Origin of the sequence: Shouchella miscanthi (genome assembly GCF_007725405.1) — a bacterium.
Lineage (GTDB): Bacteria > Bacillota > Bacilli > Bacillales > Bacillaceae_D > Shouchella > Shouchella hunanensis.
Genome location: NZ_CP042163.1, coordinates 1513881 through 1537946, shown reverse-complemented (window position 1 = coordinate 1537946; position 24066 = coordinate 1513881). Strand labels below are relative to the sequence as shown.

25 protein-coding genes and 3 riboswitches are annotated in these 24066 nt (G+C 39.8%); of the genes, 10 read left to right on the top strand and 15 right to left on the bottom strand.

From position 1 onward, the window contains the following. Positions 1-49 precede the first annotated feature (49 nt). The 3 genes from FPV17_RS07665 to FPV17_RS07655 all read left to right on the top strand — a co-directional run bounded on the left by FPV17_RS07665 (position 50) and on the right by FPV17_RS07655 (position 3082). Positions 50-1888 (top strand): transglycosylase domain-containing protein, encoded by a 1839-nt coding sequence (locus tag FPV17_RS07665; protein WP_186370752.1) that lies wholly within the window; start codon positions 50-52, stop codon positions 1886-1888. Between the two features lie 247 nt (positions 1889-2135). Next, positions 2136-2453, top strand: coding sequence for an antibiotic biosynthesis monooxygenase family protein (locus FPV17_RS07660; RefSeq protein WP_144558667.1), 318 nt, complete (start codon positions 2136-2138; stop codon positions 2451-2453). 74 nt (positions 2454-2527) lie between these two features. Beyond that, positions 2528-3082 (top strand): DUF5366 family protein, encoded by a 555-nt coding sequence (locus FPV17_RS07655; protein WP_246117156.1) that lies wholly within the window; start codon positions 2528-2530, stop codon positions 3080-3082. A 9-nt stretch (positions 3083-3091) separates the two neighbouring features. On the opposite strand, the gene trmL is transcribed toward FPV17_RS07655, so the two are convergent. Together trmL and FPV17_RS07645 are read right to left on the bottom strand one after the other, a co-directional pair. After that, positions 3092-3565 carry a tRNA (uridine(34)/cytosine(34)/5-carboxymethylaminomethyluridine(34)-2'-O)-methyltransferase TrmL gene (trmL, locus tag FPV17_RS07650; protein ID WP_035396765.1) on the bottom strand — a complete coding sequence of 158 codons (474 nt, stop codon included), beginning with the start codon at positions 3563-3565 and terminating at the stop codon, positions 3092-3094. A 268-nt stretch (positions 3566-3833) separates the two neighbouring features. After that, positions 3834-4724: an amidase domain-containing protein gene (locus FPV17_RS07645; RefSeq protein WP_246117155.1), complete on the bottom strand. Its 891-nt coding sequence runs from the start codon at positions 4722-4724 to the stop codon at positions 3834-3836. A gap of 90 nt (positions 4725-4814) precedes the next feature. Here FPV17_RS07645 and FPV17_RS07640 point away from each other — a divergent pair, with 90 nt between their 5' ends. Further along, positions 4815-5279 carry a GNAT family N-acetyltransferase gene (locus FPV17_RS07640; RefSeq protein ID WP_144558666.1) on the top strand — a complete coding sequence of 155 codons (465 nt, stop codon included), beginning with the start codon at positions 4815-4817 and terminating at the stop codon, positions 5277-5279. Between the two features lie 14 nt (positions 5280-5293). On the opposite strand, the gene FPV17_RS07635 is transcribed toward FPV17_RS07640, so the two are convergent. Continuing rightward, positions 5294-5818 carry a methylated-DNA--[protein]-cysteine S-methyltransferase gene (locus FPV17_RS07635; protein ID WP_144558665.1) on the bottom strand — a complete coding sequence of 175 codons (525 nt, stop codon included), beginning with the start codon at positions 5816-5818 and terminating at the stop codon, positions 5294-5296. 20 nt (positions 5819-5838) lie between these two features. Continuing rightward, positions 5839-6981, bottom strand: coding sequence for a tRNA epoxyqueuosine(34) reductase QueG (queG, locus tag FPV17_RS07630; RefSeq protein WP_144558664.1), 1143 nt, complete (start codon positions 6979-6981; stop codon positions 5839-5841). Between the two features lie 91 nt (positions 6982-7072). Here queG and FPV17_RS07625 point away from each other — a divergent pair, with 91 nt between their 5' ends. Together FPV17_RS07625 and FPV17_RS07620 are read left to right on the top strand one after the other, a co-directional pair. Next, complete coding sequence (locus FPV17_RS07625) at positions 7073-7579, top strand: hypothetical protein (RefSeq protein ID WP_060705444.1); 507 nt, start codon at positions 7073-7075, stop codon at positions 7577-7579. 68 nt (positions 7580-7647) lie between these two features. Further along, positions 7648-8109, top strand: coding sequence for a Dps family protein (locus tag FPV17_RS07620; protein ID WP_035396773.1), 462 nt, complete (start codon positions 7648-7650; stop codon positions 8107-8109). A 29-nt stretch (positions 8110-8138) separates the two neighbouring features. On the opposite strand, the gene FPV17_RS07615 is transcribed toward FPV17_RS07620, so the two are convergent. The 7 genes from FPV17_RS07615 to FPV17_RS07585 all read right to left on the bottom strand — a co-directional run bounded on the left by FPV17_RS07615 (position 8139) and on the right by FPV17_RS07585 (position 14328). Continuing rightward, positions 8139-9185, bottom strand: a complete 1047-nt coding sequence (locus FPV17_RS07615) for a M42 family metallopeptidase (RefSeq protein ID WP_035396774.1) — start codon at positions 9183-9185, stop codon at positions 8139-8141. A gap of 70 nt (positions 9186-9255) precedes the next feature. Continuing rightward, complete coding sequence (locus tag FPV17_RS07610; protein WP_144558663.1) at positions 9256-9993, bottom strand: hypothetical protein; 738 nt, start codon at positions 9991-9993, stop codon at positions 9256-9258. Continuing rightward, positions 9990-10688 carry an ATP-binding cassette domain-containing protein gene (locus FPV17_RS07605; RefSeq protein ID WP_035396777.1) on the bottom strand — a complete coding sequence of 233 codons (699 nt, stop codon included), beginning with the start codon at positions 10686-10688 and terminating at the stop codon, positions 9990-9992. The genes FPV17_RS07610 and FPV17_RS07605 overlap by 4 nt, the downstream gene beginning before the upstream one ends. A gap of 3 nt (positions 10689-10691) precedes the next feature. Beyond that, entirely contained in the window at positions 10692-11057 is a 366-nt protein-coding gene (locus FPV17_RS07600; RefSeq protein ID WP_035396780.1) for a GntR family transcriptional regulator, read from the bottom strand. Between the two features lie 59 nt (positions 11058-11116). Next, complete coding sequence (locus tag FPV17_RS07595) at positions 11117-11881, bottom strand: ABC transporter permease (protein WP_144558662.1); 765 nt, start codon at positions 11879-11881, stop codon at positions 11117-11119. Next, positions 11881-12804: an ABC transporter ATP-binding protein gene (locus FPV17_RS07590; RefSeq protein WP_144558661.1), complete on the bottom strand. Its 924-nt coding sequence runs from the start codon at positions 12802-12804 to the stop codon at positions 11881-11883. The genes FPV17_RS07595 and FPV17_RS07590 overlap by 1 nt, the downstream gene beginning before the upstream one ends. 114 nt (positions 12805-12918) lie before the next feature. Further along, a complete protein-coding gene (locus tag FPV17_RS07585) occupies positions 12919-14328 on the bottom strand; it encodes an NAD-dependent succinate-semialdehyde dehydrogenase (RefSeq protein ID WP_144558660.1) in 1410 nt (469 codons plus the stop codon). Between the two features lie 157 nt (positions 14329-14485). On the opposite strand from FPV17_RS07585, the gene FPV17_RS07580 reads away from it, so the two are divergent. Beyond that, a complete protein-coding gene (locus FPV17_RS07580; protein ID WP_035396786.1) occupies positions 14486-15004 on the top strand; it encodes a DUF8052 family protein in 519 nt (172 codons plus the stop codon). Positions 15005-15020: 16 nt separating this feature from the next. Further along, positions 15021-16646, top strand: coding sequence for a carbon starvation CstA family protein (locus FPV17_RS07575; RefSeq protein WP_144558659.1), 1626 nt, complete (start codon positions 15021-15023; stop codon positions 16644-16646). Between the two features lie 152 nt (positions 16647-16798). Here FPV17_RS07575 and metE read toward each other — a convergent pair whose 3' ends face one another. Continuing rightward, the gene (gene metE, locus FPV17_RS07570) at positions 16799-19078 is read right to left on the bottom strand and encodes a 5-methyltetrahydropteroyltriglutamate--homocysteine S-methyltransferase (RefSeq protein ID WP_144558658.1); all 2280 of its coding nucleotides are present in this window, start codon (positions 19076-19078) and stop codon (positions 16799-16801) included. A gap of 143 nt (positions 19079-19221) precedes the next feature. After that, positions 19222-19352: riboswitch (cobalamin riboswitch) on the bottom strand. 54 nt (positions 19353-19406) lie between these two features. Beyond that, a riboswitch (SAM riboswitch) is annotated at positions 19407-19509 on the bottom strand. A gap of 235 nt (positions 19510-19744) precedes the next feature. Between metE and FPV17_RS07565 the strand changes: the two genes are divergently transcribed. Together FPV17_RS07565 and FPV17_RS07560 are read left to right on the top strand one after the other, a co-directional pair. After that, entirely contained in the window at positions 19745-20761 is a 1017-nt protein-coding gene (locus FPV17_RS07565; RefSeq protein ID WP_144558657.1) for an SEC-C domain-containing protein, read from the top strand. A gap of 18 nt (positions 20762-20779) precedes the next feature. Further along, on the top strand, positions 20780-21208 hold the full coding sequence (locus tag FPV17_RS07560) for a YrvL family regulatory protein (RefSeq protein WP_144558656.1): 429 nt from the start codon (positions 20780-20782) through the stop codon (positions 21206-21208). Positions 21209-21246: 38 nt separating this feature from the next. On the opposite strand, the gene FPV17_RS07555 is transcribed toward FPV17_RS07560, so the two are convergent. From FPV17_RS07555 to FPV17_RS07545, 3 genes are all read right to left on the bottom strand, one after another. Further along, positions 21247-22761 (bottom strand): uracil permease, encoded by a 1515-nt coding sequence (locus FPV17_RS07555; protein ID WP_035396797.1) that lies wholly within the window; start codon positions 22759-22761, stop codon positions 21247-21249. An 18-nt stretch (positions 22762-22779) separates the two neighbouring features. Then, a complete protein-coding gene (locus FPV17_RS07550) occupies positions 22780-23376 on the bottom strand; it encodes a xanthine phosphoribosyltransferase (protein WP_060705458.1) in 597 nt (198 codons plus the stop codon). Positions 23377-23461: 85 nt separating this feature from the next. After that, a riboswitch (purine riboswitch) is annotated at positions 23462-23564 on the bottom strand. Between the two features lie 110 nt (positions 23565-23674). After that, on the bottom strand, positions 23675-23986 hold the full coding sequence (locus FPV17_RS07545; protein WP_035396799.1) for a hypothetical protein: 312 nt from the start codon (positions 23984-23986) through the stop codon (positions 23675-23677). Positions 23987-24066: the final 80 nt, after the last annotated feature.

The window sequence follows — 24066 nt, the reverse complement described above, 5'->3', positions numbered from 1 at the left end:
AAAAGAATGGTATACTAACGTATACGCTAGATAGAAAGTGAGTATGGCAATGAAAACTTTTTTTGGCTGGTTTTTTATTAGTTTATTTGCAATTGGCAGTGCATTCTTATTTCGATCTGCCTCTGCAGAAGTAAGTGATGTTCAAACCATTGGTCAAGTTGTTGGTTCTCATATTGATGAGGAAATTCTCTATTTGTCTTCAAACAGTACGATTTATGCGGACAATGGGCAGATTGTTGCAGAGATTTCCTCTGAAGGTGGTATTAACCGCAGTTATTTACCATTTGAGCAGGTACCTGAAACGGTTGTTCACGCATTCGTCGCTACTGAAGATCGTCGTTTTTTCCAACATCTCGGCTTTGATGCGTCTGGAATGGCACGGGCACTCATTACAAATGTAAGCAGTGGTGAGATTGATCAAGGGGCCAGTACTATTACCCAACAAATGGTGCGCAACATCTTTCTAGATCATTCTCAAACCTATCAACGCAAGGTGAGTGAACTATTGTACGCACACGAACTAGAGCAGCGTTTCTCTAAAGAAGAGATATTAGAATTGTATTTAAACTCGATTTACTTCGGTAACCACGCATATGGGATCGAAGCTGCAAGTCAGCTTTATTTTAGTGAACATGCTGAGCAGCTATCATTAGCCCAAGTCGCTTTTCTAACAAGCATTCCTAACAATCCGACTGTATATGATCCATTTACTGCAATTGAAAATACAAATAAGCGAAAAGAATGGGTATTACAGAAAATGAAAGAAGAAGGGTACATAAACGAGGTTGAATTTGGTGATGCGATTTCTGAAACGATTGAGCTTCATCGTTCTTCTTTACGAAACTTATATCCAGATTATACGGATTTCGTTAAACATGAATTTTTAGAATTAATTCAGGCTACAGAGGGTTATGATGAAGAAGCGGCACAGGAACGATTGAATGAACTTTTTAAAAAAGGAATTCGAATTGAAACGGCACTAGAGCCAAGTCGACAGCATGCACTCAAAGAAAGCTTCTATCATGAACTTCCTGCTGATGTAGAAGGCGCCAGTATTGTTGTTCGAAACGATGATCGAACAATTGTCGCTATTAGTCACGGACGTGAATATGAAAGTGGAAATTTCATGCTTGCAGTTAACTCTTTTCGACCTCATGGCTCTGCTTTTAAGCCGCTTATTGATTTTGCTCCTTATTTTGAAGAAACAGGGACATCGATTGATCAAGTCGTGAACGCCAACCCAAGCGAGACTTGCACTCAAGAAGAAAGAGACAAGCGCACACTTGGTTGTGTCGCCAATTATAATGATGTACTGCCAGGTAGTGTCACACTGCGAGAAGCATTTAAACACTCATATAACATACCTGCTCAACAGTTACTCGATACAGTTGGCATTGAAGAAGCCATTGCTTATCTTGAGCCATTTCATTTCAAGAAAATGCATGACGAGCCTCGAGACATCTCCTTAGCGTTAGGTACCCTTGATGTGTCTGTTTACGAAATGGTGCAGGCCTATCAGACCTTTGCTCATGATGGTCTATTCACTCCAGCAAGAGCCATTACAGGTGTGTATGATGAACATCTGCAACTTCTGTATCAATGGCCGGATCAAGAAGAAAAGCAGGTGTGGAGTAAGGAAACGAATGATAAAATTCGCACATTGATGAGTGAGGTTGTGCAATCAGGTACTGGACGAGAGATTCGTCTTTCTACAAATGGTTACATTGGTGGGAAAACTGGGACGACAAATGACTATCGCGACCTTACATTTTCAGGTATGACAGATCGCTATACGGCAACGGTTTGGGTAGGACGAGACACTGGATACGTTGAGGACTTATCACCAAACCGACCTGCTATGAATATATGGGAAGCAGCTGTCCGGTAAAATCAAAAAAAACCGGTTACCCGGTTTCCTTCGTCTTATCGTTTATGAGGGTTTTCCTCATAACCTCCAGAAAAAATGGCGATTAGAAAAACGACGCAGACGCTCATCATTAAAAACGTTCTCATAAAATGATCCTCCTTGCAAGGGGCGTAAACGCTCTCTTTTATTATAGCCAAGTTCATTCAGAATGAAAAGCCATTCTCTTACAAAAAACACGAAATCATGCTAAAAAAGGAGTTGACCAATTATGTATATTGTCATGAACGAGTTGCACGTTAGCCCAGAAAAAAAGAAAATGCTTCACGAACGATTCGGCAAAGCTTCTACAAATATGGCTAACGTAAAGGGCTGTTTAGAATTTATGTTCTTATCAAACGAACAAGATCATAAGAAAGAAATTGTCTTTACAAAGTGGGCTTCAAAAGAAGACTATCAGAACTGGCTTTCAAGTGAATCGTTTGCAAATGCTCATAAAAGCAACGCGGCATCAAAAGAGCAAAAGCCTGCTGCCAATGCGAATGAACTCCATACTTATGAACTGATTCACCATTTCCAAGGTGAATAAAAAAAAGCGCTTGTCTTTACGTTCATGAGACAAGCGCTTCTACTAGCTATGACTTCCAACTATAGGAGATTATCATGAATCGATATTTAACTGGACATTTACCATTAATCAGTATTTTTTTCTTCAGCTTATCATTTGCTCTATATGGTCAACGTTTTGCATTAGATTGGTTAGAACGAAATGGCATTTTAACTGGAATGGCAGATATTCTTTCCATAAATGAAGTTCGTATTGGACTTATAATTGTTTTATTACTAGTGTTTTTCATGATCTTTGCCGCTTTAAAATTAATAGCCGACACGGTTACATCCCTTGCTCTTCTATTTTTTTCAAAGCAGGAAGACGACGACCTTTGGACGAAGACACAAGGCGGTCAGTGGATTTACTTTGCAGGTAGTATCGCTGCACTTGTCCTAAATCCGTTTGTGATCGTGTTACTACTACTTTTTGTAGCGTCGTCCTTCGCTTACATTTTATTCATTGTTTACCGAATCGCCGAATCCTTGACCATCCCAGGTTTAATTGGCTTTATTTTTCTCCAACTATTCTTTTGGTCAACCTTCTTATTCACGATTATTTTTGTTCTATTTCGCTTATACAATACGTTTATTGCTAGCTTACCGCTGTAATAAGCGTATTTACGTTAATGCTGGAAATCCTTGCTGCCTAAGTGCTTCATAAATAACAATGGCTGCCGTATTAGACAAATTAAGAGAACGAATCACATCTGTTTGTGGAATGCGAAAACAGCGTTCTTGTCGCTTCTCCACAAGCTCTTGTGGTAACCCTGTTGTTTCCTTACCGAACACAAAAAAGTACTCTTCTTCTCTATTGGTGTAATCAAAGTCACTATAATTTCGTGTCCCTATTGTTTCGATAAAGAAAAACTCTCCTTGATCATACTTTTGAAACAATTCATCAACTGAATCATAATAATAAATCGTTACGTTCGGCCAATAGTCGCAACCTGCCCGCTTCAACATTTTATCATCTGTTGAAAATCCAAGGGGGCGAATTAAATGTAGTGTTGTATTTGTGCCTGCACATGTGCGAGCAATGTTTCCTGTGTTAGCTGGTATTTCTGGTTGGTATAGTACAATATGCAATCCCATTTTCGTGCACCTCTATTTATTTTTGCTTTTCACATAAAAAAATGTAGAACAGACGACACATACTACAATCCCTAGCAGTAATACGCAATTTTCATGAATGAATACTGCTGCGAATGCAAGAACTAAAGCGACGATCCACAAAGCTTGAGCATACTTTTTGTCATTCATTTGTTCTCACCCTTATATGATTCTCTGCGTCTCCTCTATATTACACAGGAAATCCTACTATGACAAACATAGAAAAAAAGCAGAAAGAATCGGTTTCTGCTTAAGTGGAGATATGAAAAAATTTATATTGAATTTGGTCCGTGTAAGCCGGAGAATTTTGATAAGTCCAAAATCGATAACGACTATTAACTGTTTGCGCATTTACTAAAGGTTCATTGTTTATATCTTTTGCAACAACGATCGCACAATGATTCCAAGTACCATTTCCGTTAAAATCGTAGCAAATCACGTCACCTGGAATAAGTTCATGCGCCGATTTCTTTTCTTCTCCTCGTAAATGACTTGTCGCTCCACTTAAATACCATCTAAATGAATGGGCAACCGACCAGCTTAAGCTCATCGTCTGTTCATTTGCATACCACCACCCTCTTTGTTTACTTGCCTTACTCGTCATTGATGCGCCACCAGCATAAAGACACTGAGACACAAAATTTGTACAATTATCCTCAAATCGAACAAACGCTGGATTATAATCGTTCCACCATTGCTCTGCATAACGGACAGCGTTCCGTCGATTATACGTCGAACTGTCTTCACGATAAATTTGGCCCGAACACTTCTCTCCGCGTTCCTGTAGTGACAAAGGATGCACCGGTACAGCTTCATCGGATACTAGTTTAGATCCTTCAAATCGTGCTCGTCTTCGCATTGTTCGCTCTTCCATAAACATCATAGTTCCTTGTTTTAAGAGCCGGTCTATAACCGTTATATACTCAACCTGCGTTTGCTGTTCATAGGCCATTACATTCATAATATCTCCACTTATTTTTGCGCTAACTACTTTTGCACCTCGTTCACTCATTTCAAGGGCGTCTTTTTCAAATGCAGCTTGTTCTTTTTCATCTAAGCAACTCGCTTGATGTCCATTTAAAAAGGCTTGATTCAATTGTTTGACATTGTCATGCAAAAGTTTCACTAATTTTTTTTTCATAACGGTTAATTCCTTTCAAAAATTAATTGAATAAAAATTTATAAGGATGTATAATTATGATTATCTTAGAGTGAAACGGAGCGAGCGACATTGATACGCAAAGCTGTAATGACTGACTGCCAAGCCATTCACCAATTAATTCGATCGTCTTTTCAAATATATAAGCATGACCCGGTCACCGCATCTGCCCTTCATGAAACAAGACTTTCCATTGCTTTACGACTGTCTCAAAAAGAAGAAGCGTTTGTCTGCATGAAAGAGAATCGCATCGTTGGCTGTGTTTTTTTTCGACATGATGAAAAAACGTGCTCTTTTTTTCGATTAAGCGTTGATCCGTCCTATCAAGGGCAAGGAATTAGTAAACTTTTACTTAAAAGCGTTGAGAAAGAAGCGTTGCATCGCCAATGCCTCGAACTCACTTGCGAAACGAGAGAAATGAATATTCCTTTTTACTGCAAACAAGGCTATCAGAAAGTATCCTTTAACAACCACTCTTCCTTATATGTATTTAAAAAAGCATTGAACATGTCAAAAAAAACATGGCAGTGTGCGTAACTGCCATGTTTTTTCTATGAGATCTTCATTTTTGATTCTAAGGCAAGCAAGCGTTCTTTCGTCGGCAACCCTCCGCCGTACCCTACCATTGCTCCATTTGAGCCGATAACGCGATGACAAGGAATAACAATGGGGAGGGGATTTTGATTGTTTGCCCCACCGACCGCTCGTACTGCTTTTGGAGCACCAATCATCTCCGCAATGTCTTTATAACTTTTTGTTTCACCGTATCCAATTGTACGCAAAGCTGACCACACTTTTTTCTGAAAAGGTGTACCTATTAAATCAATCGGCACATCAAAATCTTGTCGCTCTCCATTCAAATACTCAGTTAACTGATCACACACAAGAAGTGATTCATTCTCTTTCAAATCATACCACTCTGGCTTTAGCCCAAATCTCATCAACCGAGCCGTTAAATTGACTTTATTCACTGCTCCAAATGTTACATGAGCTAACCCTTTATCACTCGTGACAACAGCCATTCGTCCAATAGCTGTATCTAGCTCTTTCACATAAAATCTTGTTATAACGCGCATGTCACTCCTGCCTTTCTTTTTTATTTCTTTTCTCTTATAAAGGAAAGACCTTTTTCAATTTCATTTAGCACGTTCTCATCTTGCTCATTCTTTTTCGCATCTTCCAATGCTTTTTCCTCTTTTTCACTTTTACTAATTTTTCCGATTGCCCATGCAGATGTTCCACGAATCACTGGTCTTGGATCCTTTATTAACAGATCTAGCAAAGTAGGAAGAGCGGATTCTTCCTTATAATGAGCAAGCGCAATAATCGCATTTCGCTGAATTGGTTTTTTTCCACGCCAAGAGCCCGCCATATGACCGAACTCGGCTTTAAACGTCTTGTTGCTCATCGTTAATAATGGTAACAGTAACGGCTTCACTTTCTCTGGGTCTGGTTTCATCTCTTCATGCTGATGATGATCCTTATTTTTATTATATGGGCAAACAAGCTGACAGGTGTCCCATCCATATAAATGATTTCCAATTTTTGATCGATACTCTTCTGGCATAAATCCTTTTGTTTGCGTTTGATACGAAAGACAGGCTTGTGCGTTTAACACACCGGGCTCAACAAGCGCACCAGTTGGACACGCATCAATACATTTTTGACACGATCCGCATAAATCTTCTATTGGCTCATCTGGAGGGAATGGAAGTGTCGTTAAAATATTTCCTAAAAACACGTAGCTACCAAGCTCCGGGGTAATAATAAACGTATTTTTTGCACTCCAGCCAATGCCTGCTCGTTCCGCTACTGCTCGGTCTGACAATGCACCTGTGTCAACCATTCGAACGGTTTCAACGGTACCACATTCCACAAACAGAAATTGTTCGATTTTTTTCAAACGGTCATTTAATACATCATGATAATCGATTCCCCAAGATGAACGAGAAAAAAAACCACGTCTGCTTCCTTTCTCACTTTTTGGGGCATTAGCGAGCTTTGACGGATAGGCAACCGCAATCGAAATTATGGTGCGAACTTCTTTTAAACTTAAAGATGGATCGACTCTTTCGTCAAGATTTGGATGTTCAAATCCTGACGCATAGCCCCGTTCTTGCTGTTGTATTAACCGGTCTTTTAAAGACAAAAAAGGATCGGCGGTTGTGATCCTTAGCTTATCTACACCTATTGATTGACTGTACACTACTAATTTTTGCTTTAGTCGTTCATAATCCATTGTATTCTTCCTTTTTATACGAAACAGTTGATTTCTTCTAGCATACAGAAACATAATAAGAAAGTAAAATGCTTAAGGCGGAGGAACAATCATGAAAATAGGCGTTATCCACTACACAAATATTCATATTAGCGATTCATCCACTATGCTAAAGGGACGACTGCAATTCCATCAAGAGTTATTACATTTTGACTTACTTGACCAAGTTGACTCACCTCAAGAAGAAACGAGAACGCATCACGGTCGGATTTTACAATCCATAAAAAATGAAGACTATTTAATACCCGTTCATTCGGGAATTGATTTAACTCACTTTTTCATGCTGGAATATCAATTACCCATTACGTTACACGATACAGAGTTGCTTTACCCGCCCCTTCATAAAAAAGGGAACGCCCTTTACGATCAATCAAAAGAAATAGCTTCACCCTTTCACACGAATCAAAAGACACATACAAGCGAAATGACTATTCATGCTTTACAGTGCTTCTTCTTTTCCCATGCGTCTACTACTCATAACTACAACCAGCTATTAGAAGCAGCAGGTACAATGTTTACACACGTACATGGTGGAACGTTTAAGGTTGAGTTACTGTAGATCTCTGTTTAAAAATGGGGTGAACGGGTATAGTATTTGTACACAACGTTTGCAAGGAGGAAGAAATCATGGCACATGAAAAAATTCAAGCAGTCTTAAATAAGCAAGTAGCGAACTGGAGTGTTCTTTATGTAAAACTCCACAATTATCATTGGTACGTAAAAGGACCTCACTTTTTCACCCTACATGAGAAATTTGAAGAGCTTTACAATGAAGCAGGTGAAACCGTTGATGAACTAGCTGAGCGTTTATTAGCGATAAAAGGACAACCTGTTGCCACAATGGAAGAATATTTAAAACTAACATCTATTGATGAAGCAACGAAGCAAATTAGCGCAGACGAAATGGTCGCTGACCTAGTAAGAGATTATGAGAAAATTGCTGATGAGCTAAAAGCTGGTATTGACGTATGTGGCTCACTTGAAGACGATGCGACGGAGGATATGCTAATTGGTTTAAAAGAATCCATTGAAAAGCATGCATGGATGTTGCGCGCCTACACAAAACAAACGTCGGATGTACGTTCATAAAGAAAAGCTGCCTGTAGAAGGCAGCTTTTTTACTTATACATGTTTGATGTAACGTATGCGTGTAACAGATGATATGTCGCTTCTAGAGAGCGTTCATGAGTTCGCTCCATTGAGTGTGAACCTTCAATACCCGGTCCAATGAGACCGTGAACAATATCATGTCCTGAGCGAATTGCTGCAGATGCATCAGAGCCATAGTATGGATATATGTCTAGCTTATACGGAATCTGGTGGTTTTGACATAACTGAACAAAGTGATTACGCAGTCCGTAATGATACGGACCACTAGAATCTTTTACACAAATGGATGCAGTATATTCGTCTGACTGTTGCCCGTCTCCAATCGCCCCCATGTCAACTGCCACATATTCGACAACATTATCCGGAATGCCTGCATTTCCCCCATACCCAATCTCTTCATTATTGGAAAAGAGAAAATGAGTGGTATAAGGAAGCGTTACCTGCTCCGTTTTCACTTCTTTTAGGAGCGTTAATAATAAACTAACGCTTGCTTTATCGTCTAAATGTCTCGATTTAATAAAACCAGAAGACGTCCTTTCAAATCGTGGCGAGAAGCTAATAAAATCACCAACATCCAATCCAAGTTGACGAAGGTCGTCAATCGTATGAACCTGTTCATCCACTCGAACTTCCATCGTTTGTTGATTTCGTTCAATCGTTCGTGCTTCTTTATATACATGGACAGAGGATTGATGCACCACGACCGTACCTGTCGCGATGCTGCCGTCGCTTTTATGAATAGTGACGTATTCTCCCTCAATGGATTGATATGCAAAACCACCAATCAAATCAATTTTCAAGCGACCATTTGGTTTTAATTCTTTCACAATCGCTCCAAGTGTATCTAAGTGTGCGGTTAGCATCCGTTGTTTCTCTTCACTTTCCCCTGCTATCGTTGCAACAATGGCGCCTTTGCGTAGCTTCGTATAAGTAATCTTGTTCGCTTCCAAAAATCGTTCAACAAATGTCATCGCTTGCTCTGTAAATCCAGAAGGGCTTGGAATCTGTACAAGCTGTTCAAGCAATACAATTGCTTCTTCTTTTCTAAACTTCATTTCCTGCTACACTTCACTTTCTCCATCAGATCTTTCTATTCTATCGGTAAGAGCCTAAACATTCAAATGCTTAAAGCTCAATTCTCTTCTTCAGGAAATAAGTCGTGCAAAAAAGAAGAATAAAGAGTAACCCTGTGTCCATTACCATTTGTTCATTGCTCGTCAGCTCAACAAAAAAGAAAATTCCACTCTCTGGTTCAGTATGATTCTCGATCTTAAGCGCAACATACGGATAGACAACGACAAATAAAAATCCATAAATAAATAGCACTCCATACTTCACCCATGTTTTTATTCCTAAAAAAAGATAAACAGGTAAAAGAATCATAATGATGCCTAAAACCGGAGCTATTAAAGTGAACCAAATTAGTTGGAGCGGGTAATTTAGTAAAAGACGACTTTCCTGAAAAACAGTTTGTAAAATGTGACTTTCCGCAGCAAAATAAATAAACACTAGCATGAAAAGGGCAACGAAGATACATTGGACAAATAACCATATGAAGTTTGCTGTTATTTTAGCAAGAAGCTTTAGTAAGATAGCACCTGGAGCAAGATACCAATGATGTTGTATTCCTAAGCGCCATTCTCGCCAAACCGATTCAATAATAATGAAAAATGTCGCAAATACAAGGTAAAGAAACAACAATACGGTTACTGCCGTTACACCAGGCAATTGAAACGGTTCAGCGAGACGCATACGAATAATACCCGCAATGACGAGCATAATGGTAAACAGTATCGCAATAATGACATTAATAGGTACTAGCAGGCGTATATCTCTCTTTAGAAAAAAAACAAACTCCTTCATGCTCTTCCCACCCTTGCGAATAAATCATGGAGCGAGGCGCCATGTTCCTGTCGCCATCCTTCTAAATCTGGTATCGTTGTCACTTCATCTTCTTTGATAAACATTGCACCATCGGCGAGCATTTCGACGTCTTCATACGCATGAGTAGCCATTACAATCGTCCGATTATTGTCCAATAGAAAGTCTGTTAAAATTCGCTGCATGGCTTCTTTTTTTGTCGTATCCAAATTCGCTAACAATTCATCGATAAATAAAAATGGTTTTTGTGTAGAGATTGCGACAATTAGTGCGAGTAAGTGGCGCTGACCTGTTGATAGTGAACCCCACTTTACTTGTGTCGGCACGCTCACTTCATGACAATAATGTAGCGCTTGCTCTTGATTGAATTCAGGATACAATTTTTTTTGTTGAGTAAGGATCGTTCCTGCAGTTTGATAAGCTGGATAGCCAACTCCTTCTGCTACATAGCTTGCATTCTGCGCTCGGTCAATACGACTACTGGCGTCTCCAAGACGAATTTCTCCTTTAGAGAAAGGTGCCAACCCGGCACAAAGTTTCAGTAGCGTAGACTTTCCTGAACCATTCGATCCTAGCAACACGATAAATCGATTTTGATCAAATCGGCAGGATACATTCGTAAATACTTGTTTCCGTCCATAGTTTTTGTGTATACCTTTCACTTCAAACGAATACATCCTTTACACCTCCTTTACTATTTTCGTAAGTGCCTCAATCATGGTTTCATCGGTATAACCTAATTTCCGCATATAGTGGACTAGTTCTGTTAATTGTTTTTTCGCTAACGCTTCTTTTAGCGTTCGAATAATCGCAAGATCTTCCGTTACGAACGTTCCTTGTCCCCGCTTAGAGTAGGTCACCTGGTCACGATCCATCTCTTGATACGCTCGGGATACTGTATTCGGATTCACTTTTAACGTTTGCGCCGTCTCACGAACAGATGGTAATTTTTCTCCTGGCATTAACTCTGCGCTACAAATTTGTTGATAAAAGGAATCGACAATTTGGGCGTAAATGGCTTTGTTCGGATCAAATTGAATAGACAAATGCCACAGCCCCCTTTCTAAAGCAATAAGCCAGGCGAAGTAAACGCCTGACTGTTTTATTAAAGCACATCTCTTTTTTTAAATACAAGATGAGCCGCAATAAGAATGACAACAATATGAGCGCCTAAAAACGCTAATGATCCCCACATGCTTTCGAATGGTGGCTCCATAAAGATCATCTCATTTGAATAATAATTACTAAATACATCTATATGGGAAATGACAATCCATTTCGACCACTCATACTGATGAATGAATAATTGAATGATGCTACTAAAAAACATCGGTGCAAACGTGATAATAATCGTTAACGCTGTGCTCTTAGTTAAGACGGCAATTAATGTAGCAAATGCCATGTAGAAAACAAGCGTTGGTAGCTGATAAATAGCCATTTCAAGTGTCGTTTTAAACGTCTCTCCAACTGAACCACTGCCCGGGTCAAACACGAGTAAGCCAATGATAATCACTAGCAGGACGATGGCAAAATACATAAACGTTGCTAGAAGCAAGTTACCAAACCATTTTCCAAACAATATATTGTGACGAGAAGCTGGACGAATTAGCAATTGTTTAATTGTTCCACTTGAAAATTCTCCGGCAATCGCCCCTGCAATAAGAACAACACCAAACAACATTACAAAAGTCGGAAACGCGTACACACTTATTTCAGCAAACTCATTTGCTGTCATTGCAGAATCCATTTGTGATTGAGTGAATAGGAAGAGCGCTACAGCACCACCAATAAAAAGAAGCATAATAAGAGCAAATAACCATATTTTGCGACCATACCAAGATTTTAACCATTCATTATAGATAATGCCCATTAAGATACACCTTCTTCCTGTTCTTCTGTAAGCGTAAAGTATGCGTCCTCTAGACGGTTTTGATACGTTACACCAAACACTTCAATTTGCTCTTTTACTAATGCAGTAATGATTGCTGGTATATCCTCATAGGATTGTTTTTCAAGCTCAAGTGTCTCTCCATTTTGTTTAACAAACCCAAATGGTGCTAACTGTTCAAGGGCCTTCTTTACAGGCTTTGCTTCTATTTTGACTGTTAATGTTTTTTCTATTGTTTGACTTTCGTTCATCGAAATTTCATCAACGACTTCGCCTTTTTTAATGACGATGGCTCGATCACATAACATTTCAATTTCATTCAGCTGATGGCTTGATACGAGTAAGGTTACACCATCTTCCTTTGCTAACCTTTGCAGATAGAAGCGCAAATCACGTATGCCTTTAGGATCTAAACCATTTGTTGGTTCATCTAAAATAAGAACCGAAGGCTTATGTAAAAGTGAAACCGCAATTCCTAATCGTTGTTTCATACCGAGAGAATAATTTTTTACTTTTTTCTTCATCGCATCTTGAAGTTCAACAAGAGCAACGACTTCTTGAATACGCTCCTTTGAAATGGGTTCATTGCTTAACCTAGCGAAATGCTCAAGATTTTGTTGACCTGTTAAATAGCCATACAAATCTGGATCTTCCACAATCGCGCCTATTTTAGCTAAAGCCGCTTTTCGATCCGTTTGAATACTCTTCCCTTCAATGAGAACATCGCCTGAATTTGGTTTGATTAACGATACGATCATTCGAATCGTTGTTGTCTTTCCAGATCCATTTGGTCCTAAGAAACCATAAATTTGTCCTCGTTGTAACTGAAAGCTCATCTCTTTAATAATATGAGCTTTCCCAAATGATTTGTTTAATCCTTTTACTTGCAAAGGAAAGTCAGCCATAGTTGTCCCCTCCACTTTTTGTATCGGTGTTCTACTTAAATAGTACACTATGATAAAAAATAGTTCAATAGAAAATAAAAAAACCTTGGTAATGACAAACCAAGGCTTTCTCTCTTACAACTTAAACGACACATACTTCGTTTCAAGATACTCTTCCATTCCTTGCTTACCACCTTCGCGACCTATCCCACTCTGTTTGAATCCGCCAAATGGCGCTTGAGCAGCGGAAGGACCACCATCGTTTAATCCAACAATACCGTATTCCAAAGCTTCTGTGACACGAAATGCTTGATTAATATCTTTCGTAAATACATAGGCAGCTAGGCCATAAATGGAATCATTTGCTCGCTCAATTGCTTCCTCTTCTTCTTTAAATGTAGCGATTGGCGCAACTGGTCCAAATGTTTCTTCTACCATACAGGCCATTTCATCCGTTACATTTGTTAATACAGTCGGTTCCATAAAAAGACCGTCTGTGTTCTTCCCGCCTGTAACGACCGTTGCTCCTTTTTCTTTCGCATCCGCAATATGAGACAATACTTTGTCGACCGCATCTTGATCAATTAACGGACCTATATCTGTTTCTTCATTTAACCCATCGCCTACTGTGAGCTTCTGAACTGCATCTTTCAATTTTGCTGTAAATGTCTCCGCAATAGACTCTTCTACGTAAATGCGATTGGCGCAGACACACGTCTGTCCACCATTTCTAAATTTTGATGCAACCGTATCTTCAACAGCACGATCTAGGTCCGCATCTTTGAAGACGATAACAGGAGCATGACCACCTAATTCTAATGACACTTTTTTCATTGTCTCTGCTGCGTCTTTCATTAGCTTTTTCCCAACTTCGGTTGAACCAGTAAACGTTAATTTACGGACACGTTTATCTTCCTGCCACACTTTAGAGATGTCACTAGAAGAGCCAACAACAACATTGATGACACCCGCTGGAATGCCTGCTTTTTCTGCTAGTTCTGCTAGCTTCAAAGCAGTTAACGGGGTCTGTGATGCTGGCTTAATAACAGCTGTACAGCCTACTGCTAATGCCGGAGCAATTTTCCGTGTAATCATCGCCGCTGGAAAATTCCACGGTGTGATTGCTGCGACAACGCCAACTGGTTGTTTAATCGCAAAGAGTCGTTTATCACTCGTTGATGCAGGGATGGTCTCACCATAATTTCGCTTCCCTTCTTCTGCATACCACTTGATGAAGGAATTTGCATAACCAATTTCACCGCGAGCCTCTTTAATTGCTTTTCCCTGTTCTAGGGTCATGAGTTCTGCCAGTTCTTCCGTTTGCTCATGAATATAATGATGCCATAACTCCAACTTTTCACAGCGCTCATACGTTGACAGTGTTGACCATGATTTAAACGCATTTGCAGCAGCATCTACAGCAAGCGCAGCTTCTTTTTCCCCACCTTTTGGTACTTGATCCACCACATCTCCGTTTGCGGGGTTTGTAATATCAAGCTGTTCCAATTCTTCACCAATCCATTTGCCGTTCACATACAGCTTCATTCTTTGACTCCTTTCAACTCTCTTTTTGGTGTTTGTTCCCTCCTATCGTTTTTTAAAACGTTCGTTTGTGGAAATTAAATTAACAGAAAGTATTGAACTTTTAAGTGAACGTCCTTATAATTAGAAGCATTCACTTATAATCAAGTTTTAAGAGGAGGTGTCAATTACGAAGGCGGAACGGTTTATCAATCAACTAGAGAACGCGCTTAAGCATCAATTTGACGTATACGGAAATGACAAGCTGGAAAGCCTTCCACTTCGGTTCAGTGCGCACTATTACCGTCGTGATGACCGGTATATGTTCACAAAGAATGTAACCGTATGGAGTGTTGAAAATAATCAACACATCTTCTTGTATGAAGCAAAGACAGCTTCGATCGAAGAATTCGAACAATTCAAACAAGAATTAGATCAGTATATACGTCAACATAAAAGCAAGCGCACAAGCCATATGTCATCCATTTATATCGGCATATTCTTAACGGCCAACTCACCTGATCCTATAGTAGAGAGAAAAGCAAAAAAGACTAGAAAAGTTTCATTTATTCAATGGGGAAAATCGGGTTGGTACGAACGCTATCTGGCGGTTCTTTCACTACCTGATCAGAGAGTCACGATGAATAAGAAAGGCTACCCGTTTATTAAATCATTTATTGAGTCAATAACGGAGAATTAGAAGGTGGGGTTTTAGAATGAATTTTGTTACATTGATGCTACTTTGTGGTGGTGTGCTAATTGTTGCCTATTTCACATACGGAAAATACTTAGAGAGGCGACTTAAGATAGACAGTAGCAGACAAACGCCTGCGCACACACTTTATGATGGGAAGGAATACATTCCAACGAAGACACCGGTTCTTATTGGTCACCACTTTACGACCATTGCTGGTGGGGGTCCTATCACTGGTCCAATTGCAGCGATTGTATTTGGCTGGCTACCTGCCGTTATCTGGATCATAGTTGGGAGTATTTTTGTTGGCGGCACACACGATTATGCTTCATTACAAGCGTCAGTTCGTCACAAAGCGAAATCAATTGGAGAAGTGATTAAGGAGTATATGGGTCGACGGGGACAGCTAATGTTCTTATCCTTTGCAATAGCTACGTTAATTTTAATTATCGGCGTGTTTGTCATATTAGTTGCCAATACATTTGTATCCTTTCCTGGCGCAGCAACAGCATCACTTTTATTTATTGCAGTAGCAATGGTTTTTGGCTTACTTGTTAACCAAGTACGAATGAATCTTGTTCTCGCAACCATCCTTGGTTCAATTGCAATGGTCGGCTCCATTTGGTTTGGTCTCAATTTCCCGATTGAGCTAAGCGCGACGGCATGGTCATTTATTTTAATTATTTACGCGTATTTTGCATCTGTATTACCTGTATGGTTGCTGCTTCAACCAAGAGACTACTTGAACTCATTTATGCTGTACTTTCTAATTGGTGGTGCCTTTTTAGGGCTCTTGATTGCAAGACCAACTATCCAAATGCCAGCTTTTACTGGTTTTTATAACAGTGAACTAGGCTTTCTTTTTCCTATTTTATTTATTACCATTGCTTGTGGGGCGATTTCTGGATTCCATTCATTAGTGTCATCTGGAACGACCTCTAAGCAATTGGACAACGAAAAAAATGGACGCTTTGTCACATACGGGTCGATGCTACTTGAAGCATTTGTTGCCATTATTGCGATCGGTTCCGTTGCCTACTTAACAATGGGCGAATTTTCAGCATTGATGGCGCAGTACAATGATCCGATCAGCGTTTTTTCATTAGGAATTGGTGAATTCATGAGTACGTGGGGACTGCCTGTTCAAGCTGGTATTACATTTACAGCTTTAGCTGCCTCGGCCTTTCTTATGACTACTTTAGACTCCGCCACACGCTTAATGCGCTATACCGTATCGGAGCTTGGTGAGAGCATTCATGTAAAACTGTTAACAAACAAACATTTCGCTACGGTGGCTGGTTTAATTGGCGCAACGGCCCTTGCTTTATCAGGAACATGGCAAACCGTTTGGCCTTTATTCGGAGCAGCCAATCAAATGCTTGGTGCGTTAGCACTCTTAGCCGTTACGATGTGGCTTGTTAAAACAAAATCAAAAGCATTGTTCGTTATCATTCCAATGATATTCATGTTTATCGTTACAACAAGTGCTCTTCTTGTCATGCTTTACTCGAACTTTATGGCGCAAAACTATTTGCTATCGGTCATTTGCTTTATCCTTTTCGTCATGTGTGTCTTCCTCGGAATTGAAGGAGCGAGAAGCGCTAGCAACAGAGATAAACCAACCGATTCAACTAATTTAAATGCATAATTACTTGGAGAAAGCATAGACAATTTAGCAAAGGTAGTGTAAAAACAAACTACGTTCAAACTGTTTGGGATGATAAACATAATGAAATCAGTTTATAAGAAAGGGGCTGAGTCAATCGACTCAGCCCTCTTTTTCCAATATAGAGATCCTTCTTATTTCACGACTAGTTCCTTACGCTTGTTCTTCGCAGCTTTTACCATCGCTTTTAGCGCCTCTACTGTTTCTGGTTCTTTTCTCGTTTTCAAACCACAGTCTGGATTTACCCAAAAGATTCGCTGATCCAGCACCTGAAGGGCTCGGTTAATACTTGTTTCCATTTCTTCCTCTGTTGGAACTCTTGGACTATGGATATCGTATACGCCTAAACCAATGCCTTTGCTATACGTGTAATCTTCAAACGCAGTAATTAATTCTCCGTGACTTCGAGACATTTCAATTGAGATGACATCTGCATCTAATCCATCAATCGCTTGAATAATATCTTGGAAATCCGAATAACACATATGGGTATGAATTTGCGTCTGTGGTTGAACCGTCTTTACTGATAGCTGAAACGCTACAACAGATTGATTTAAGTAATCTGTCCAATTCCTTCTTTTTAACGGCAATCCCTCTCTTAATGCTGGTTCATCTACTTGAATAACTGTAATACCAGCACTTTCTAAGGCAAGCACTTCCTTTTCAAGAGCTAATGCAATTTGATTTACAACATCGCCTGGTTTCAAGTCCGTACGTGGGAATGACCAATTGTAAATCGTTACAGGACCCGTTAGCATCCCTTTTACCGGTTTCTCTGTCAAGGATTGAGCGTAAAGGGTTTCTTTTACTGTCATAGCCTCTTGGAAGTAGACATCACCGAAAATAATCGGTGGTTTCACACAACGTGATCCGTACGACTGCACCCACCCGTTTGATGTAAATTCAAATCCACCAAGCTTTTCACCAAAAAACTCAACCATGTCGGTACGCTCGAATTCTCCATGAACGAGTACGTCTAAATCAATTTCCTCTTGAATGTCAATCCAGCGTTTAATTTCTGCGTTAATAAACGTTTCATACGCTTCGTTTGAAATTTCTCCTCGTCTCCACTGTAGCCTCGTTTTACGCACTTCAGGGGATTGAGGAAAGCTGCCAATTGTCGTTGTTGGCAAGCTAGGAAATTTGAACACTTCTTGCTGAAGCTCCATCCGTTTATCTGCTGGAACCTTTCGTTTTGAATCTTCTTTCTTACTCCGCTCTAGTGCTTCTCGAACTTCTTTGTTTGTACGACTTGCAGATTGATTTAACGCTTCAATTGCCTCTTTTCCAGCTTGTAAACGTTCAGGTCCTTGTTGCTTATTCACGACACTTTTGACATGATCTAATTCCGTTAATTTCTCTTCCGCGAAAGAGAGTGCCGCTTTCAAGTCACTAGCAAGCTTTTGTTCATGCTTTAACGTAACTGGAACATGTAAAAGACTGCATGATGGCTGAACAATTAACTGCTCTTTGGAAACAACAGTTAAAATCTCTTCCACAATTGAATGGGTCTCTGTCAGGTCAGTACGCCAAATGTTACGGCCATCAATTAACCCTGCAGCTAATGTCTTGTCTTTCGGAAAGCCATTTCCCTTTAATTGCTCCAAATTATTACTGTAAACAAAATCTAACCCGAGACCAGCAACAGCTAGCTTTGTCGCACGATCTAACGAATCAATTCCTTCAAAATAAGTTTGTAGTAATATCTTTGCATTAGGAGCAGACTTTGCGAACCAATCATAAGCTTCTTCAATAATGGACCATTCTTCCTCTGATACATCTCCAACTAGAATGGGCTCATCTACTTGAATCCATTCCACACCAGCGTCTGCAAGCTCGTTTAATACCGTAGTATAAAGTGGCAATAAGCTTCTGACATGATCGACAAACGAACGATTGCCATACTGTTTTGACAGTTTCACAAACGTAACAGGGCCTAACAATACAGGCTTCCCAACAATATGGAGTTCTTTCTTTGCTTCCTCAATGAGCGTTAACCAACGATTATGAACTAATTCTGGCTCCCTACCATTTAGCTCTGGAACAATATAATGATAATTTGTATCAAACCACTTTGTCATTTCGGCTGCAACGGCGTTATCATTTCCTCGCGCAATTGCAAAATACGTATCTAAATCAACTTCTCCACCATCGTATGAAAAACGATCAGGTACCAATCCAAACGCAACCGCCGTATCTAACACATGATCGTAGTGGGTAAAATCGCCTACAGGAATTAAATCAAGTCCAGCATCTTTTTGCTTTTGTACATTTGCAAGGCGCAACGCTTTTTGCTTCGTTCCATATTCCTCTTTTGATATTTTTTGGTTCCAATAAGCTTCAAGATTTTTTTTCCACTCTCGTTGTTCCCCAATTCTTGGAAAACCTAAACTTGAACTTCTCACGCTACTCATTCTTTTGCCTCCTCAAAAAGTTGTACTCATCATAAAAAAATCCCTTTCAAGAGAAAGGGATAGGAAATCTACCAAAAAGTCACTAGTGACAAGACAGCTAGTTTTAAAGGCAACATTTCCACTCCTCTCTAGATCCGCGTAGAGCTAAGCAGAACGATTCGGCAGGCAATCTGACTTCGTACAATTGTACGTCACAGTGGCGGGACCGTCTTGGATTTACACCAAGTTCCCCTTTTAAGCAGCGGAACGCTACACCGATTCGTTTTGATTATGAAATTGAAAAAAACCCTTTTCGAATGAAAAGGGTTTATGCGACATCACCGCATCCCCCTTATCTTCCAAAGTTTCCTTTGCTGGAATTAGCACCTTTTCCTAAAAGAAAGGTTGCTGAAGCTTCGTCGGGCCAGTCCCTCCACTTCTCAATATAAAGAGTGTTTTCTTATGTATGAGTATTCAATTAATTTAGCACACAAAAGGAAATCTGTCAAAAGGTAATTTTTCAGACCTTGTCCCTTTAGTTCGGTCAACTGTGTCTATCCACTCCGTTGACGAAATAGCTTCTTATCCATCGCCGAGGTGAACAATCAAAAAAATGTCGGTGGTAAACCCCTGTTTTTATCAGTAAAATCTGTTAAACTAGTTAAGTTGACGTAAGGAGGAACATGTATGTTAAAAAGAAACGATCCTTGTCTTTGTGGCAGTGGAAAGAAATATAAAAAATGTTGTATGCAAAAAAATGAATCGAAAGCAATCGTCACACAAGAGCTTCATCAATTAGAAACGGAAATGCTTTATACAGCTTTCACAAGATATCAAAAAGAGCTGACAAATTGGGTACAGAGCTATCATCATGTGTATCCAGACGTAGAAGAGAACGTAACGGAAACGTTATCTAGTATGTTACTCGTTTGGCTCATTTTCCATAGACCGATACAAGATAATGGACAGACCATTTATGATACGTTTCTTGAAACAAAAATAAGAAAAATTAAGCGCCCGCAAACAGCGCAAATTATTGAGACGTGGAAAGAAACAAAACCAGCAGTACTTGAGGTACTAGCCCTAACGAATGAAACAGAGTGCGAAAGCCGCAACTTGTTTACCGGTGAAACACTCACCCACCTGATCCCTTCTGAGCATAACGAAACGGTAGAACCAGGCTCCACCATTATTGGATTCCCTGCCAAAGGTGAAACGAGTATGACTTTCATCGGTCCGGTTATTAGTAACCGTCCAGTGAAAACAGCCGATATTAAGCAAAAAATTGACGTTTTCCAATCTAACGGAAGTGACGATCATTTTACAGCGAAGTGGCCGCAGCTACTTTCTTCTTTATTAGCAGAGAATGAAGCTGTTGTGAAAAGTGCAGATGACTTTCAGTGGTCTTCTGAACAAGTAAAAGAAACGGCTACGATTCTGCTAGAGGGATTAAAAAAAGACCAACACTCTCCGGAGATTGAGCAGTTGGCTTTAGAGAAATGGTATGCTTTTACAACAGCGAAAAAAGTGAATATACGGAAGCCTGAAGCTTTCGCAGCTGCAATGGAATACGCACTGCAAGAATTCGCACCTCTTTCCGTAACACAGAAGGCTTTGGCTGAGAAATACAATGTAAGTGCATCTACTATTTCAAGCCGTTCCATTGAAATTACGAACGAACTACGCGCAACTGAATCCGTGTAAATGAAGAAGGTATAAACCATGCGAAAACCATCCCTTAGCATCATCATAGGTATTAGCTTACTTTTATCTGTTGTATTTGGGTTTTTCTTTGCTGTCTACTACTTTGGCATAATCAGCCTGTTTTACTTACTTGGAATAGAATATGATTCGCTTTGGGCTTTAGCTTGGTTTGTACTATTGTTTGTGTTTGGTAGCTTTTTCATTGAGGTCATAACGAAAGGAATGATCAACACGATTGTTCCGAAAATAAGCGGTTACCCGCTTCAGAAAACAGCAGAAATTACAATTCAATTTATTTTCGTGTTCCCGCTCGTACATGTTTTAGAAAAAATTTCTACAACCATTACCATTCCTATTATTACTCAAGCTGCACTAGCTTTTCTCATCGTTACCATCGAAACATTACTAGCTAATAAGGATTTCACTAATCAAAACAAACCCAGTTGACTTTGTCACTGGGTTTGTTTTTTATGAGGGTTTGCTTATTAAGCCACTTTTTCTACTTTTTCACTCTCGTGCGAAACATCGGTATTCTTTGCTTCACGATAGCCTGTATATACAAAGAATAATGCGATGATCACATACCCCACCGTATAGTCAAATGCCGCGTTTAGCGCGAGCGACGGGGCGTGCATAAAGCCAAAGAATGAGAGTAATGCTCCAATAAGAGAGAAAATACTTGCCTTATAAAAATCTTTATCAATTAAAAAGACTGTAATGGCACCGAGAATAATAGCTGTGAACATTGCACCTTGTCCAAGAGGGACAATTCCTTCCGATATACCAGCGACAACCTCTGGCGCACCATTATTAAAGCGTGTCATCATATAATTTGCAATATAAGGAAGCATCGCTAAAGCAATCGCTGGATAGTAGCGACGGGCATTGTTAGCAAATGTACTTCCAATCATAGACATTCCTACAAATACGAGAATCGGGGCAACTGCCGCCATTGGAATTAAAGCGGAAAATGCACCAATTAATCCTGTGATCGAGGCTAACGCAAAGATACTTGCATTTAGAATACTATAACCACGCCCAGCTCCAAGCTGTTTCGCTCCAACTGTCGCAATGTAAACGGTGGTTGGGAACATCCCACCAAAACAAGCACCTAGCATCGCACCAATTCCGTCCACTGCCTGGCATTCTCTCACATCATACGAATCTCCAGCAGCTGACATTGCATCGACATTATTCATTGTTTCAATCGCATTATAAATCGTAATAGGAATTAAAATCCCTAAAAGACCAATAAGTGCACCAAACAAATAACTCATCCCTTCAAAAGCCGCAAGGGTAGGCAAGAAAGGGTAAAAACCAACATTGCTTAGTGCTGTTGTTAAATCACTACTGGTTTGATAGCCAAGTACAAAAGCTAATACAACACCAACAATGATTGCTAATAAAGAAGCAGGAATATTAAATGGAAGACCTACTTTTGCAACAAAACCAACTAAAATCACTGCCATGGCCACAAGTCCAATAATTGGAATTTCAAAAACCGAAAACAACATTTCACCGGCAACAAACGTAAATGCTACCCCTGCCAAAGCACCTAAAAGCGCTGGTCGGGGAGTATGTTTTCGCACCCAGTTCCCAAAGAAAGCAACAAGTGCTTCTACAAGTCCTGATAAGAAAGCAGCAGCAACCGCAATTTTCCAAGCCAGTTCATGGTCGTTCGTTAACGCGAGTGCGGGTGCCGTCACCCCAAACAAAAATACAAACATAACCGGTGTGGATACACCATAAGAGAGCGCTGTAACGTCACTCCGATTCTCTTTTTGCGCTAAACGCTTCGCCATATGCGCATAGTATAGATTTCCTACAATCACAGCTACCGCGACACCTGGAATAATCCTCCCAAAGACGAGGTCTGTTGAGAAGCCCATCGCCAGCAAAGAGACGGTGATTACAACAAAATTTGCCAAATTATTTTGAAAGAGTGCAAAGAACGCATCAACATCCTGCCTCTTAAATAACGGATAATGTACCTGGTTCACAAAACATCCCACCCTTCGTTAGTTGTTTACTAAAGCAGTTTCATCAATGAATGTTACTGTTGAACCATCTAGAGAAGCAATTCTTGCAAGTGATTCAATTCGCAAACCTCTTTCTTCAAGCTTTTTACGACCATCTTGAAATGATTTCTCAATAACAATCCCTACGCCTGCAACGGTTGCACCTGCTTGTTCAACGATACTCACTAAACCAGATGCCGCTTCCCCATTCGCTAAGAAATCATCAATTAACAGGACTCGGTCTCCTTTTTCAATCAACTCTTTTGAAACCGTCACTTCGGAATATTCTTGCTTTGTAAAGGAATAAACACGGCTAGAGTATACATTTGCTTGATTCATTGTTAACGATTTTTTCTTACGCGCAAAAATGAGTGGTACGTGTAACTGATGCGCACACATAAAACTTGGCGCAATACCTGATGATTCAATCGTAATCACTTTTGTTACGCGATCGTTCTCAAATAATCGTGCAAATTCCAACCCGATTTCTGACATTAATGTAGTGTCAACTTGGTGATTAAGAAATTGATCCACCTTTAAAACACCAGTCGATAAAACCGTTCCTCTTTCCATAATTGCTTCCTTTAATTGCTTCATTTTTCATCCTCCTAAAATAGAAAAAAGCCGAAAGATAAACGGACTTCTCCGAGTGATCTTTCGGCTTCTACATGATGTAAAAAGCGCGCAAAAATGGATCACTCGTAGTCAGACCGTTAAATGGCAGTCTGGTAGAGACTCGCGGACCTTATTACCGCTATTATACGAGTAAGCTATAATATTCGTATTTACTAGTTGCTAATGGATACATTATAAAGAAGAAACGCATAAATAGAAAGGGGTTTTTTACAGAAAATGTTGCTAAAAAAAGAAAAACCGGTTACAAACACCGGTTTTGTTACTTCTTCCATTTAATTGCAGTAGGCTTTAAACAACGACGGCATTCAAAATCAACTGTTAACGTATGAATCGTCGACGTTGCTTGGCAATGAGGACAGGTTACCGTCTGAATTCGCAACAAGGAAATTCCCAAGCTAAGAATCGATACCATTAAAATTAAAAAAGCTTGTATCATGCTTCCCTCTTGTGTTGCAGCCATCATAATCCCTGCTACAACCCCCGTTAAACCAATTAAGGCCATTACCACTTTTCCTATACGCAACAAGAACGGTAGCTTTTTTCTTTCAATAACAAGATCAGTATGTTCCAAGTCGTTCCCTTCTTTCAAAGAAATTAAAGCGATTTCTTATTCTACTAGCATAGCACATCAGTAAGTTTTTCCAAACCACC